This window comes from Bacillus sp. SH7-1, from assembly GCF_008042405.1.
Taxonomy (GTDB): domain Bacteria; phylum Bacillota; class Bacilli; order Bacillales; family Bacillaceae_G; genus Bacillus_A; species Bacillus_A thuringiensis_N.
Window position 1 is genome coordinate 47322 of record NZ_QNUD01000032.1, and the last position, 13512, is coordinate 60833.

Consider the following 13512-nt stretch of genomic DNA (forward strand, 5'->3'; position numbering starts at 1 on the left):
TGTAAATGTAATTTCATCATTTCCTTCGACCTCCTTTTAGAATATTTTTCTTACGTTAGTAAGTATATACAATTAATGGATAATTGTAAACATAAAAAGTGAAAATTTTTAATTTTGATTAAAATGCGTATGTTTTAAAGGGATTTGATAAGTACTATTGTAATTAAAGAAATAGCGATAAAAATGTGGGATGCTAAATGAAATATATGCATCGTAATGTCATTGTTATGCTAACAATTTTTTTATTTATTACTGCTTGTTCTAGCGGAGAAAGAATAAAAGAAATATCTGATATGGAACCAAGTGATTAAAAAAAATATGCTGGGACATACGTTGGTAATAATTCGGTTGAAATTTCAAAATTTTAGAAAGAGAGTCATTCTTAAACGAATGACTCTCTTTTTTTGTAAAAGAAATTTATGGAAATAAGTAATTTAATGTGATATGGTTAATTACATAAGTAATGAACCTATGAACCTAAGGCGGTGAAATTGTGAAACCTACTCTGGAGCAAAATAAATTAATATACTTACAAATTGCAGAAACGATTGAGTCTGATATTTTAAAAGACATATTACTAGAGGAAGAACAAGTTCCATCAACAAATCAATTTGCGAAGATGTTACAAATAAATCCAGCTACTGCAGCAAAAGGGGTAAATGTATTAGTGGATGAAGGGATTTTATATAAAAAGAGAGGGATCGGGATGTTTGTTGCAAAGGGAGCGAAAGAAGTTGTATTAAAAAAAAGACAAAACACTTTTATGACCGAATATTTACCTAAAGTGTGGGAAGAAGCGAAAGTACTAGAAATATCGAAAGACGAATTAATGGATATGATTCAAAAAATTACGAAGGAGGGGAAAGAGGGATGATTGCACTTGAAACGAAAGATTTAACGAAAAAATATAAAAAGAAACTAGCTGTAAATGAAGTAACGATTTCATTGGAAGAGCATAAAATATATGGTTTGCTCGGTAGAAACGGAGCAGGAAAAACGACACTATTAAATTTACTTGCAGGCCAAATTACTTCAAGTAGTGGAAGCATATCAATATTTGGTGAACATGTTTTTGAGAATAGTAAAGCGATGCAAAATATTTGTTTTATTAAAGTGAAAGAAGCTGCATATCTAAATAATAAAGTTAAAGAGATTTTTAATTTATGTAGCATGTTTTATAAAAACTGGGATCAAGAGTTTGCTGAAGAACTTGCAAGGAAATTTCAACTTAATTTGAAAGAAAAATACCATAAGTTATCACATGGTATGCAAACAGTTGTCGGTATTATTCAAGGATTAGCAAGTAGGGCGCCAATTACAATTTTTGATGAGCCGACTACCGGCTTAGACGCAGCACATCGAGAGTTGTTTTATAGTTTACTACTAGAAGATTACGGTGAATATCCACGAACAATTATATTATCAACACATTTAGTAGAGGAAGTAACTCATGTTATTGAAGATGTAATCATCATAAAAGAAGGAAGACTGATTGTTCAATCATCTGTGGAGGATTTATTACAACAAGCTCATATTATTTCAGGAAAAAAAGATAAAGTGGATGAGTTTTCAAACAATAAAAAAGTAATAAATCGAGAAGTTTATGGAAATAAGGGGATTGCTGTTATATGGGAAGAACTTTCTAATGAAGATTATTACTCTCTTGAAAAGGAAGGTTTAGCAATTGATAGAATTACATTACAAAAACTATTTATTCATATAACCGGTGGTGAAGTAAAATGACGATGTTAATGAAGCAGTTGAAGTTACATATAAAATATCAGCATAAAGCCATTCTTATCTTTTGGACTGTAGCATTACTTATAAAAGGGACAATGACGGCAACAGATTTGAAGGGAATAAAGGTAGCGCTTTTACATGATATCTTTAATAATTCATCAATTGCAATCGTAATGTTTATTGTGATCAGTGTGTTTCTTATTCAACTTGATATTTTCCCTACAGTCGTCTCGTTCGGTGTCACTAGATTGCAATTCTTGATGGGTTCAATATGTTTTATTTTATTGCAATCAGCATTGTTTTCATGTCTCCAAGCTTTATTTTTACAGGATACATTTTATAAAACAGAACATATAAACTTAGGAGAAAATGCAATTGAACAATTCTTTGTGCAGTTCATATTTTATAGTACATTAGCTTGTTTATTCCAATCAACAATCATTTTTCAGAAAAGATTTAATTGGTTCGGATTAGCCTTTAGTATAATATTTTTATTTGGATTGGCGAGTGCAATGTATGCAGGGATAGGAATAAAAGAATTGGTGTTTATTAATAGTAAAATGTTGCTAGAAATACCTAATTTCATATCAGTTTCGATTGTTCTTATTTTCATATATATTGTAATTAGCGCACTATTTATTCGTAAGGTTTCGTTTGAAGATACAATTTAAATACAATTATTTTAGGGGAGAAGGAAGAGTAAATGAGAGATGCTTCTTCATTAATAACCGTCTTTTTATGCATTGCACTACTAATATTTTGGCGTCGTTATCGCTCCATGTATAAGCCGATAAAGGGATCGGGAAAACGTATTTTATGGTCATTACTATTTTTAACTCCAGGTATTGTATGGTTTTTTGGTCCCGTACATCCAGCTATCTTACAAATAATAATAGCAGCATTCATTGGGGGGCTTTTCGCCGTACCACTTATAGTTCTAACAAATTATGAGCGAAGAGATGATGGGAAAATTTATACGAAAAAAAGTGCTGCCTTTTTAATTACCTTTATTGCATTTGTCGTTTTAAGATATGGTTCAAGACAATTTATTGTGGATTTAGATCAACAAACGATAGGTTTATTATTTTACGTAGTTGCAGTATCGTATATTATTCCGTGGAGGATTGGTTGTTATATAAAGTTTAGAAAAGTTTGGCGAGAAAATAGTAATCACACAGTGTAATAACAAAGACTTCTCTATTGAGAAGTCTTTGTTTTGTAATTAATATATCGTATTCATATAATCTTTCCACTATAAATAACCATTATATGGTAAAATTTATAATATAGAAAATGAGTGAGCAGTGTTGAAAAGGGAACAAATGCATGAATTGAAAAGAGGTTCATGTAAGATGGGGGGATAAATCGATATGAGCTACTTTATTTCGTTAGTACTTGCTGTATTATTAGCTTTTTCATATAAAATTGTTGATATTAAAGTTGGCGTTGTTATTGGAAAAACGTTGTACCGCAAGATAGAAAATGAGATTATTTATATATGGGGAACACTACTAACGATAATTAGCTATTTTTATGAAGACAATTATGTATTCCGTTTGCCAATTCACTATGAATCAATTGTTGTATTAATTTTAATTGCTTTAGTAACGAATATTGTCATTTCACGATACTCAGGATATAATCCAATTGGGAAAAAGAATATCTTAAACTTTGTAATTATGTATCCTATTTTTGAAGAAGTAATTTTTAGAGGGATGATTATACCAATACTTAACAATGCATTCTCAATCTTCTCTTATTTTGAAATAGCTTACATACCAGTTACGCTACCAATTTTAATATCTTCCATTCTATTTGCTGTATCTCACTTACAATATTACAAATTTAATCAGACTAGTATAAAATTTATGCTGTTCGCATTTATAGGGGGAATTATACATGGTATGATTACGGATTCCTCACTATCAATTGTTTTTCCAATATTATTACATATAGAATTTAACTTGCTTTCTGTATATTATTCAAAAAAGCTGCAGTAAATTGGTAATTAAGTTAGTGTATTTATAAATGAATTATTGAAATCTTATTAAAAAAGGTAAGAAAAGAGCTTTTTTACTACAGCTAACGAATTTTACGTCAACAAGCACCTCTAGCTGGGGAACTAGTTGATTTTTACAGTAACAAAGATAAAATCTCACATTTAGGGATTGTTTTAGCGTATAAAATCCGCATTTCAAAAAGCTGACAAAAGTCAGCTTTTTTTATTCGTAACATGAAGTAAAGCACCAATCGCACCGCTATTACCACCATCTCGTAAAAAGATTGGTGTTTTATTTTGATATTTTGTGTAGCTACTAATAATATTTTGAAGGTGTACATTATTACATAGAGTCGAACCAATATAAATAATATGGTCAATGTTTTTTGTTTCGGCGAATTGAAGGCTTAATGCAGTAACGACTTCACCGACAAGTCCTTGTACAGTAGCAAGTATGTCTGAGCTAGTATAATTTGAGTCTGTATTAGCTGCTTTACCAAAGTTGCTAGCAGTTAAGCTATTATCAATAGGGGAGAGAATACCACTATAAATATCTCCAACCGTAATATCTAATTCTTTTCTAGTTCCTACTTTTGTTAAAGGAATCACATCTTCAAAATGATCTATATTTGTTAATAATTTTGAAAGCCCCATAATAGTACCACCGCCAACACCAGTTCCGCCAGCGCGAATATATTGGTCATTATAAACGTAATGAATGGAAGTACCTGTACCGATATTTGTTAATATAAAGTTATTTATATCATATTTTTCTTTTTTTAATATGTATTGGACACCTATAAGAGTAGCTTCAAATTCGTTTCGTTCTACTATTTTATATGATTCTAAAAGTAGTTGCTGTAATTGTTTCGCTTTACCACCTGTAATACATATTTGCTTTTTACCCGTGCGTTTCTTAAGCCAATCTATTATTTTATCTTGTTCATTTGAATAAAATTTTTCAAAAGCTAATTGCTTTTGTTCATCCAAATAAGCAATTTTCGTTAATGTGCCTCCAGCATCGATACCAATAGTACTTTCCATTTTCCTGCTCCTAACCAATTGATTTATTTACTCTGTTCGTGTTGTTGAAATGAATTTTTAGGAGATAGACACCCCGTTGAATTACATCATTTTTCTTCTGCTTGATATATTAATAGCTTTTCTATCGTTACAATCGGTTGATTATTAACAGTGGCGGTACCTTTACCGAGAACAAAACCTCGCCGATTTCGAGTTAACTCATAATGCAAATCAAGTTTATCACCGGGATATGCTTTTTCATGGAACGTAACCCCATCTAGCGAGGAGAGAAAACCTAATCCTTCAGAGTCACTCGTATGTACAAATGCACTAAGCTGAGCAAGTGCTTCTACAATTAACATATGAGGCATATGTTTTTGACTATCATTTATAAACCATTCGTTATTTGTAATGAGTTTATATCCTGTAACGGATGCATCTTGTTTTACATTTGTTACTTTATCAATCATTAAAAATGGATAACGATGAGGAAGAGTGTCTTCAATGTGCATATGAAAGTACCTCCAATAAATAATACCCCTGCTATAGTTAAGCAGGGGAGTTGCAATTAATTTTTAACCAATTCTTCTGCCTTTTCAAGAGAAAAAATACCACTATTTCTAATATTTTTAACAACTTGTTGTAAAACTGCTTTATCTTGAACGAGTGCAATGCGTACAAAGCCTTCACCGTGAGGTCCGAATGCATGACCTGGTGTGACAACGACATTTGCACGATCCATTAATGCATAAGCGAAGTCTATAGAAGTCCAGCCTTTCGGAATTTCGGCCCAGACGAACATACTACCAGCTGGTTTATCAACATTCCAGCCAAATGTTCGGAATCCATCAACTAAAGTATCTCTACGTTCTTGATAAATAGCCCGGTTTTTCTCACAAAAAGCAGCGCCATTTCTTAGTGCAGCTGATGCTGCTTTTTGAATTGGTAAAAATACTCCATAATCCGTATTAGATTTAAATTGTGTAAGCGCTCCGACAATTTCTTCATTACCAATCATATAACCAATACGACTACCTGCTAAACTATAACTTTTTGACAAAGAGTTGATTTCTACGCCAACTTCTTTAGCACCAGGTACAGAGAGGAAGCTAATTGGTTTTTTACCATCAAAATAAAATTCGGCATAAGCAAAATCATGGACAACAATAATGTTATGCTTTTTCGCGAATGTGATTACCTCTTTAAAGAAATCTTCATGAGCCATTGCTGGAACCGGATTCCCTGGGAAGTTTAAAATCATCATCTTTGCTTGATCCGCAATTTCTTCAGGAATTAGCTCTAAGTTAGGTAAGAAATCATTTTCTTTCTTTAATGGCATGTAGTAAGATGTTGCACCAGCCATTTGAATTCCAGTTTCATAAGCTGTATATCCTGGATCCGGAACTAATATAATATCTCCCGGATTTGCATAAACCATAGGTAAATGAACGAGTCCGTCTTGTGAACCCATTAATAATAAAACTTCTTTATCGGCATTTAATTTAACGTTATGAGTGTTGTTGTAATATTCAGTTACAGCTTCGTGAAATTCTTGAATACCACTTAATGTGTATCCGTAGCTTTCTTTTTCACTTGCTGTATGTACCATTTCTTCTCTTACGAAGTCAGCAGGCGGCATATCAGGATTTCCGATACTTAAATCAATCATTTTGTGACCTGCTGCAATTTTTTCTTTTTTATAAGCCCCTAATTCACTAAATATAGAAGATTGGAATGCTTTCATTCTAGTTGCTAACGTGTAAGTCATCAAAACCCCTCCTAAAAACAGTGTTTTCTTTCTGCGTTTTTAATTATTCTGAAAACACATGTTTACATTTTATCATTTTTTTATGAAAATTAAAACGATTGACAAATTTAGAGGGAGGATTCGTCTTTTTGGAAAGGGCGTTGTAAATAAGGATTGGTTAACTGAACTGTTTATTATATCTTTCTATACGGTTTAGGATGTTTTATAGTTTTTATTAAGTATATCCCGCATATTTTGGATGAAAAAGAACACGAAAACGAGGCCTAATATACCACTAAGCCAATAGTATGAATTTCCTGTCGTGAATCTTTCATAAAATGAAAGTGCACTCCATAGGATTAGGATAATGGAACAGATTGTTGATACAATTAATGAACTTAAACTTCTCAAAAAAAGCACCTCGCATTAAAATATTGTTATTATATAATACTACATTTAAATTTAAAGATTTAAAAGAGGAAAATGTTTTTGGGGAGGTTTTGTAAATTAAAAATAACGCAGAAAATATTTTCTGCGTTTTAAATGAAGTGTAATCATTTCTTTTTATATGTACATAACTTTTCCACTGCATAAAAGTATACATTTAATTTGCCATCGACAATTTTTAAAGTTTGATCCGATGTGAATGAGTTACCATAATCAATGTGATATACATTGGAATCTTTTACAAATGACCCTTTATATAAATCTTCTTTTTTCTTTGTTGTTTGCATTTCCACTAAGTTTTGAATAATTTTTTCTTTTTTTTCTTCTTTTACAACTGTTTCAAATTTATAAGATGCGGGACAAAGACCATTTTTGTTGTCAACAACTTCCCAAGAACCGTATATATCATTATTGCTACATCCACTAAGTAGCATGATGAATATTGGAATAATTAATACAAACTTTTTCATTTTGTGCTCCTTTCTTTTCATTTTCATTTAACGTGCGAATACGATAGGGATATTGTAATAAATAAAGTTTAAATTTTTATAAAGAATTATTTAATTTCATATAAAAATTTAGGGGGAATTGAAAAAGCATGAATCTAGTATAAAGTCAGATTCATGCCATTTGCGCTATCTTATGTTTTGTTTTTTGTGGATAAATGAAGCGGAAAGAAGAATGACAATGCCATTTAAAATATATATATTTACAATAGAAAAGGTTAGGTTGACCGCTCCAAAACTAGCTTTATTGAATATAGAAGTGAAAGCTGAAGTAGTCAAAAAGATAAGGGGAGTTAACAGTAAAAATATGAAGCCTGCCACAATTCTTCTTTTAAAGCTATGCTGAGAAAGGGAAATGGCTAAAAAATTTAGGATACTAAACATAGCAATTATAAAAAGAAGGATAATAATTAGCTGTATGCCATCAGACATTTTCGCACCTCCAGGATATCTTGTTAATATACTATATTCGAATGCAAAAGAGGGTACTCCTTTAAAAAATTTTAAGAAGCGTAATAAATAAAATTATATATAACAAAGACGCATGGATTAATCTAATAGGATCCATGCGTCTTTGTTTATGTTATAAATTCGCAGATTGCGAAGGCTGTTTTTCATATTGTTTCTGTTTAGATAAAGAAATGAAAATAATTAATAATGAAATGACGCCGAAAATTAAGACCATGTACTGTAAACCAATTGTATCTAAGAAGAAACCAGTACCGAGTAAAACGATTTGGAACATCACTCTCTCAAACATATTACGGAATGAGAATAGACGGCCGTGATAACTTTTTTCCACTTTCGTTTGGAAAATTGTCGACATAATAGGGAAGAAGCAACCGACACTAAAACCAAATAAACCAAATGATGTAAGAGACATCCATTTTATATCGCTAAAGAACAATGATAGATGTGCAAAAGCGGTACAAACTGCGAAGAAATATAGTAACTTTTCAGGTTTGAAATGGTCCGATAAACGTTTAATAACGAAGGCACCTAACATAAATGCGATACCTTCAATGGTATATATAAATCCTTTAATCGTTGGATCATGTTGCATTTCGCTAATGTTAATTACCATTAAATTAAATCCAGCTATAAATAATAGAGGGATAATACTTAATATAAGTGCTGTGAAAGCAATCGGAATTCCTTTTAAAATACGAAATACTTCCATAAAGCTATTATCTTTTGCAGCTTGTTTGCTTGGTGTTGTTGATTTCTTATCTTCGAATTGAAGGAAGAAAGTTGAGAGGAATAATAAAGCGTACGCTGCCATTGAGAAGGCATACATATACTGTAAACTCATTACAACTAAAAGAATTCCACCTAGTGAAGTACCTGCAATACGAGCGATTGTACCTACATTCATATGTACACCGTTCATCTGTAATAACTCATGCTCACGTACGATAAGTGGGATTACAGATTGTAATGCAGGGAAATAAAATGCTGCTGAAATTTGAAGAGCAACCATAAATGCAATCATAAAGGCTATACTTTCAAATTGGATAGCGAAAAACATAAAAATAACACTAATAACACGACCAAACCCGGCATAAAGAAGAACTTTTTTCTTTTCATACTGATCAATAATGCGACCAGCCATAGGCCCTACTAGAACACCTGCTAATAGTCCGATAAATAATATAACTGATTTCATGAAATCAGAAGGGACATACTTTTGCATAAATTCCAGATTGCCAAGAATACCAAGCCATAACCCTAAACCAGCAATAAACTCCCCAATTAAAACAATCCAAACATTTTTATTACGCCACATAATATAAAACCTCTCCGTCTTTTAAAATGAAAAACTCGTATATAAAACCTCCTTATTTTATGTATAATTTATAACGAACTTTTTTAGAGTCAGAGTCTATATTACGTGTTTCATGAGTGGATTTCAATTTTTTTGATTTGTCAAAAAAACGATTCGTTAATTGATAAAATAAGCACATCAAAATGTAAATACGAGATGATTGGAAATTAACTGAAAGTAGGGACAAATATCGCAAAAATAAAAAAAGCAAGAACGTATAATTACGTCTCGCTTTTCTCAATAGCAAAATTAAACATTAGATTCACTTAGCAGCATTTACGCTCTTGTCCAATAGCTAAAGCGCTAAAAGATAGAGGACCAACAACTTCTGCGCTTGCACCACTAGTAAGGTTTTCTACAGTTAATGAATATTCGTGTGTTCCACTGCTAACGTTTTGATCTATAGCTTGCAATGTTTGTACGTAGAATTGTTCAGAATCTGTAGATTCAATACCTACTTGTGCATTAAAAATTTCAATATTATCACGGAAAATTCGGAATAAAACTTGTGAAGTCCCAGTTATACCTTCTACACCAATTGTAGCGATTAATTCTACTCGATTATTACGTGAATCTCTACTTGAAATTCTTACTTTCAAATTTGCTAGAATTGCTTTATTTGGAGAAGTTGGGATTGCAAAAGTTGTTTCACCAGTTTTACTTATAGGTTGAGTAGCTTGGTAATCAATGATATGAGTCATATTCGTCACCTCCTCATATACTAAAATATGAAAATGGCGATGAGATAGCTTGGACAAATAATAGATTATTTTAATAGATTCGAAAATAATTGTTGAAAAGGGATAACTCACAAAAAAGCATCAAGAGTATATCACAATAAGGTGATGTTTTTCTAGATGCTTTTTGTAATTAAGCAGAATATTCTTCTTTACGTACTTCGAAAAATTCATTACGACGTAAGTAATTATAAACTTTCTCGGAAACCTCTTCTTCTTCAGACATTAAGAAACGATGATCAAAAGCATAGAAGGATTGACCTTTAATTAATTTTACGTAGTAAATTTTACACGCCTCCTCTAGCAAAATTAGTATGTACTTAATATTATGATGACCTATATGCATATGAATCATACTTGAAGTTTCAAAGGATAGAAGCTAAACAAAATAAAAAAGCTTACAAAACTGTAATGTTGTTGTCACGTTTTCCGATAGTTAAAAATAACCAATCTCTTCTATACTACAAATAGGTTACATAAAATAAGGGGGTAAAAAGATGGATGAAGTGATTGGAGAAGTAGTAGCAGGTATTTGTGAATTTGTGGTGGAAGTAACAGCAGATGCTATTGGGAATTTAGTTTCCGGAAATGATGAGGAAAAAGAAACATTATAGTAGTTTGTAAAAGTATAAAGATGATCAAAATATAAAGGCTGATTTCTAAAGGGATGTCAGCTTTTTTTATTTTTTACATTATATTAATTTTATTTGAATATTCATTTGTTATTATGTTTGTGAAACTCATAAAGGAGGTGAATAAATAAAGATGTCGAATTTAGGGTCTGATTTATCTGATTCTCGTTTGATTGTGGCGAATGTGGAGGAAAAGGAATATCACTTTATTGTTCGTGAACATCCCATTGTAGGGAAAATTATATCGCTATTGGAAAATGGAAAAGAATATGGTTTAATAGATAAACAAATCGCTAATAAAGATAAATTTATTAAATCGGAGCTTAGTAAATTAGAGTATTTTAATATAGATGTTCTCTATCATACACCTAGATGAATATGGATTGGCATGGATCAAATTGGTTTATATGCTCGTGAGGCTACTTATAACGAAGTAGACGTGATTATGAAATTGAAAGAGGATTTATATTATATAGATATATATGAAAAAGTAAAAATGTAAAAATGTAATAGGTATTTAGTCAGGTTAGGGGATAAGTTCCCGTAGCCTTTTTTGTTTAGTAATAAAACGTAAAATTACATTATAAACATAATGCTAAGAAGTGAGCTGAAAAGAGGATTTGAAAATACATAAAGAGAATTCTAATTATTACAGGAACTCTATATGTAAATAACAATAGAAAGAAGATGATAAAATGAGTAAAGAAGAGCTTGTAAAACAACAGTTTGGTAATAATGCGGAAAAGTATGTGAAAAGTAAAATTCATGCTAAAGGACCGGATTTACAATATGTAGTTCAACAAGTTGAGTCTCGTCATAATAATCGTCTTCTTGATATTGCTACTGGCGGAGGACATGTTGCGAATGTATTAGCTCCATTGTTTCAAGAAGTAGTTGCCTTAGACTTAACAGAAAAAATGTTAGAGAATGCGAAAAGCTTTATTATAAATAATGGACATGAAAATGTATCTTTTGTCGCTGGAAATGCTGAAAGTTTACCGTTTGCTAATAGTTCTTTTGATACAATTACGTGCCGAATTGCAGCACATCACTTTACGAATCCAGCTCAGTTTATTTATGAAGTAAATCGGACGTTAGAAGATAATGGATTGTTTATTTTAATAGATAATGTTTCACCGGAAAATAATGAATTTGATACATTTTATAATTTTATAGAAAAAAAACGAGATCCGAGTCATGAACGAGCTTTAAAAAAAACAGAATGGATTACCTTGTTAGAAAGAAATGGTTTGCAAATGCAGTCATGTCTTACTTTTGACAAGAAATTTGAATTTGACTGGTGGTGCGATATGATGGATGTACCTGTGCAGAAACGCGTGAAGTTAACAGAATGTATGATGAAAACATCGGTTGAAATGCAAGAATTCTTTAATATTCAATATGAAAATAATAAAATTAAATCGTTTTATACTGAAATGGCATTGTTTGTATGTAAAAAAAGTTCGACATTAAAAAGATAAACTTCTTGCAGTCTTTTTAAAGTACGTTATACTTATTACAGAGAAAATGAGAATTGAGGAAATGTAATAATGATTCGCGTACGCATTGAAGGAACTGAAGAAGAAATGATGGAATTTATGGAGAAAATGCCGGATATTCCTGGATTTGAAAAGACACATATGAGAGAACCGAAAAAAGGAAATAATCCAAAATACGATTCAAGTAAAAATGTACTAGCATATTTATCTTATAAAAAGATTGAAGTCGCCAATAAATAGGCGGCTTTTTTAGTTTGCACTGTTTCACAGCCTTGTCTTTTTCACATAATAATAGTAGTAGATTATGCTGAAGAGGGGTGAGGATAGTAAATAAGAAAATCATCTTTTTTGGAGACTTTGGTATTGACGATGCTGTGGCGTTAATTTATGCAAATAAAACATGTAAATTAGATATTATAGGTATTGTTGCGGAATATGGGAATGTATCGCGAGAGATTGTAACGGAAAATGTGTATTTTTTAGAAAGATACTATGCTACAGAAGTAAAAATCATTGAGGGTGCAGCAAGACCGATGACAGCTGAAGAACCTTTGTTCTTTCCTGAAATTCATGGGGATCACGGTTTAGGACCAATTATTCCACCTGATATGAGGATTTGTAAACGGGAAAATTTTTGTGAATTAATTAAATTAATTGAGCCTTGTCCAGAAGATATTATTATCGTAGCGACAGGGCGATTAACAACATTGGCAACATTATTTTTAATATATCCAAATCTCATGGATAAAGTATGTTCGTATTATATTATGGGTGGTGCTTTTTTATTTCCTGGTAACGTTACTCCTGTATCAGAAGCGAATTTTTATGGAGATCCAATCGCGGCAAATATTGTAATGAAGTACGCAAAAAATGCGACAATTTATCCGTTAAATGTAACGCAAGGAGCCCTTATTACTCCACAAATGGTGGATATTATTAATAAAGAAGGAACAGGGCAGGCAAAGCTTATTAAACCAATGATTGATTTTTATTATGAGAACTTTTATAAAAAAGAATACCCGGGTATTGCTGGAAGTCCGATTCACGATTTACTTCCGTTCATTTCATTTATAAATGATGATATTTTTGAATATAAAAAATCTGCAGTTTGGATTAGTACGACAAATGACGTAACAAGAGGACAAAGTGTGGCTGACTTTAGAAAAATAGCTGAGCCGACAAGGTTTGATGATCGGCCAATACAAAGAATTGCGGTTGGTTTTAACTACCCTGCATTTAAAGAAGAGTTTATGCGGACAATATTGAAGCCTGACTGTCCTTAATATGTGTATTACGAATAACATCAACCTCGAGTCGAAAAACTGGACGTTCATTATTTTGAAATAAACTAATAGTT

Annotated in this window: 16 protein-coding genes and 2 pseudogenes; 10 read left to right on the top strand and 8 right to left on the bottom strand. The window is 31.6% G+C overall.

The genetic code is table 11. The annotated features are described in order from the left end of the window. Positions 1 to 197 precede the first annotated feature (197 nt). The 6 genes and pseudogenes from DN390_RS31335 to DN390_RS22970 all read left to right on the top strand — a co-directional run. Positions 198 to 308: pseudogene (locus DN390_RS31335) on the top strand (DUF4825 domain-containing protein); the annotation flags it as partial. Positions 309 to 493: 185 nt separating this feature from the next. Beyond that, positions 494 to 874: a GntR family transcriptional regulator gene (locus DN390_RS22950; protein WP_000805194.1), complete on the top strand. Its 381-nt coding sequence runs from the start codon at positions 494 to 496 to the stop codon at positions 872 to 874. Next, a complete protein-coding gene (locus DN390_RS22955; protein WP_147808544.1) occupies positions 871 to 1743 on the top strand; it encodes an ATP-binding cassette domain-containing protein in 873 nt (290 codons plus the stop codon). The genes DN390_RS22950 and DN390_RS22955 overlap by 4 nt, the downstream gene beginning before the upstream one ends. Continuing rightward, a complete protein-coding gene (locus DN390_RS22960) occupies positions 1740 to 2411 on the top strand; it encodes a DUF4052 family protein (RefSeq protein ID WP_147808545.1) in 672 nt (223 codons plus the stop codon). Before DN390_RS22955 ends, DN390_RS22960 begins: the two co-directional genes overlap by 4 nt. 32 nt (positions 2412 to 2443) lie before the next feature. Next, positions 2444 to 2923 (top strand): cytochrome c biogenesis protein CcdC, encoded by a 480-nt coding sequence (locus DN390_RS22965; protein WP_147808546.1) that lies wholly within the window; start codon positions 2444 to 2446, stop codon positions 2921 to 2923. A 187-nt stretch (positions 2924 to 3110) separates the two neighbouring features. Continuing rightward, the gene (locus DN390_RS22970) at positions 3111 to 3740 is read left to right on the top strand and encodes a CPBP family intramembrane glutamic endopeptidase (RefSeq protein WP_147808547.1); all 630 of its coding nucleotides are present in this window, start codon (positions 3111 to 3113) and stop codon (positions 3738 to 3740) included. A gap of 212 nt (positions 3741 to 3952) precedes the next feature. Here DN390_RS22970 and coaW read toward each other — a convergent pair whose 3' ends face one another. The 8 genes from coaW to DN390_RS23015 all read right to left on the bottom strand — a co-directional run bounded on the left by coaW (position 3953) and on the right by DN390_RS23015 (position 10310). Next, the gene (gene coaW, locus DN390_RS22975) at positions 3953 to 4783 is read right to left on the bottom strand and encodes a type II pantothenate kinase (RefSeq protein ID WP_147808548.1); all 831 of its coding nucleotides are present in this window, start codon (positions 4781 to 4783) and stop codon (positions 3953 to 3955) included. 86 nt (positions 4784 to 4869) lie between these two features. Next, positions 4870 to 5274, bottom strand: a complete 405-nt coding sequence (locus DN390_RS22980) for a 3-hydroxyacyl-ACP dehydratase FabZ family protein (RefSeq protein WP_147808549.1) — start codon at positions 5272 to 5274, stop codon at positions 4870 to 4872. A 56-nt stretch (positions 5275 to 5330) separates the two neighbouring features. Continuing rightward, the gene (locus tag DN390_RS22985; protein WP_147808550.1) at positions 5331 to 6530 is read right to left on the bottom strand and encodes an LL-diaminopimelate aminotransferase; all 1200 of its coding nucleotides are present in this window, start codon (positions 6528 to 6530) and stop codon (positions 5331 to 5333) included. A gap of 533 nt (positions 6531 to 7063) precedes the next feature. Beyond that, positions 7064 to 7426 carry a hypothetical protein gene (locus DN390_RS22995; RefSeq protein WP_147808551.1) on the bottom strand — a complete coding sequence of 121 codons (363 nt, stop codon included), beginning with the start codon at positions 7424 to 7426 and terminating at the stop codon, positions 7064 to 7066. Positions 7427 to 7591: 165 nt separating this feature from the next. Continuing rightward, a complete protein-coding gene (locus DN390_RS23000; RefSeq protein ID WP_147808552.1) occupies positions 7592 to 7894 on the bottom strand; it encodes a hypothetical protein in 303 nt (100 codons plus the stop codon). Positions 7895 to 8045: 151 nt separating this feature from the next. After that, positions 8046 to 9248: an MFS transporter gene (locus DN390_RS23005; RefSeq protein ID WP_000269246.1), complete on the bottom strand. Its 1203-nt coding sequence runs from the start codon at positions 9246 to 9248 to the stop codon at positions 8046 to 8048. Positions 9249 to 9553: 305 nt separating this feature from the next. Further along, positions 9554 to 9988 carry an exosporium protein ExsC gene (gene exsC, locus DN390_RS23010; RefSeq protein ID WP_060631235.1) on the bottom strand — a complete coding sequence of 145 codons (435 nt, stop codon included), beginning with the start codon at positions 9986 to 9988 and terminating at the stop codon, positions 9554 to 9556. Between the two features lie 169 nt (positions 9989 to 10157). Further along, a complete protein-coding gene (locus DN390_RS23015) occupies positions 10158 to 10310 on the bottom strand; it encodes a YqbF domain-containing protein (protein WP_071680000.1) in 153 nt (50 codons plus the stop codon). 479 nt (positions 10311 to 10789) lie between these two features. Here DN390_RS23015 and DN390_RS23020 point away from each other — a divergent pair. The 4 genes and pseudogenes from DN390_RS23020 (at position 10790) to DN390_RS23035 (ending at position 13438) form a co-directional block, all read left to right on the top strand. Beyond that, positions 10790 to 11158 (top strand): annotated as a pseudogene (locus DN390_RS23020) (hypothetical protein). 193 nt (positions 11159 to 11351) lie between these two features. After that, complete coding sequence (locus tag DN390_RS23025; protein ID WP_060631233.1) at positions 11352 to 12137, top strand: class I SAM-dependent methyltransferase; 786 nt, start codon at positions 11352 to 11354, stop codon at positions 12135 to 12137. 69 nt (positions 12138 to 12206) lie between these two features. Then, positions 12207 to 12395, top strand: a complete 189-nt coding sequence (locus tag DN390_RS23030) for a DUF3970 family protein (RefSeq protein WP_147808553.1) — start codon at positions 12207 to 12209, stop codon at positions 12393 to 12395. A 77-nt stretch (positions 12396 to 12472) separates the two neighbouring features. Further along, a complete protein-coding gene (locus tag DN390_RS23035; RefSeq protein ID WP_147808554.1) occupies positions 12473 to 13438 on the top strand; it encodes a nucleoside hydrolase in 966 nt (321 codons plus the stop codon). Positions 13439 to 13512 lie beyond the last annotated feature (74 nt).

What these genes read in the sequence shown, in the direction of transcription:
- DN390_RS23030 (WP_147808553.1), top strand. Translation starts at nt 12,207, where the DNA reads ATGATTCGCGTACGCATTGAAGGAACTGAAGAAGAAATGATGGAATTT.
- DN390_RS22985 (WP_147808550.1), bottom strand. Translation starts at nt 6,530, where the DNA reads ATGACTTACACGTTAGCAACTAGAATGAAAGCATTCCAATCTTCTATA.
- DN390_RS22965 (WP_147808546.1), top strand. Translation starts at nt 2,444, where the DNA reads ATGAGAGATGCTTCTTCATTAATAACCGTCTTTTTATGCATTGCACTA.
- DN390_RS22995 (WP_147808551.1), bottom strand. Translation starts at nt 7,426, where the DNA reads ATGAAAAAGTTTGTATTAATTATTCCAATATTCATCATGCTACTTAGT.
- exsC (WP_060631235.1), bottom strand. Translation starts at nt 9,988, where the DNA reads ATGACTCATATCATTGATTACCAAGCTACTCAACCTATAAGTAAAACT.
- DN390_RS22980 (WP_147808549.1), bottom strand. Translation starts at nt 5,274, where the DNA reads ATGCACATTGAAGACACTCTTCCTCATCGTTATCCATTTTTAATGATT.
- DN390_RS23000 (WP_147808552.1), bottom strand. Translation starts at nt 7,894, where the DNA reads ATGTCTGATGGCATACAGCTAATTATTATCCTTCTTTTTATAATTGCT.
- DN390_RS23005 (WP_000269246.1), bottom strand. Translation starts at nt 9,248, where the DNA reads ATGTGGCGTAATAAAAATGTTTGGATTGTTTTAATTGGGGAGTTTATT.
- DN390_RS22970 (WP_147808547.1), top strand. Translation starts at nt 3,111, where the DNA reads ATGAGCTACTTTATTTCGTTAGTACTTGCTGTATTATTAGCTTTTTCA.
- DN390_RS22955 (WP_147808544.1), top strand. Translation starts at nt 871, where the DNA reads ATGATTGCACTTGAAACGAAAGATTTAACGAAAAAATATAAAAAGAAA.
- DN390_RS22960 (WP_147808545.1), top strand. Translation starts at nt 1,740, where the DNA reads ATGACGATGTTAATGAAGCAGTTGAAGTTACATATAAAATATCAGCAT.
- DN390_RS23025 (WP_060631233.1), top strand. Translation starts at nt 11,352, where the DNA reads ATGAGTAAAGAAGAGCTTGTAAAACAACAGTTTGGTAATAATGCGGAA.
- coaW (WP_147808548.1), bottom strand. Translation starts at nt 4,783, where the DNA reads ATGGAAAGTACTATTGGTATCGATGCTGGAGGCACATTAACGAAAATT.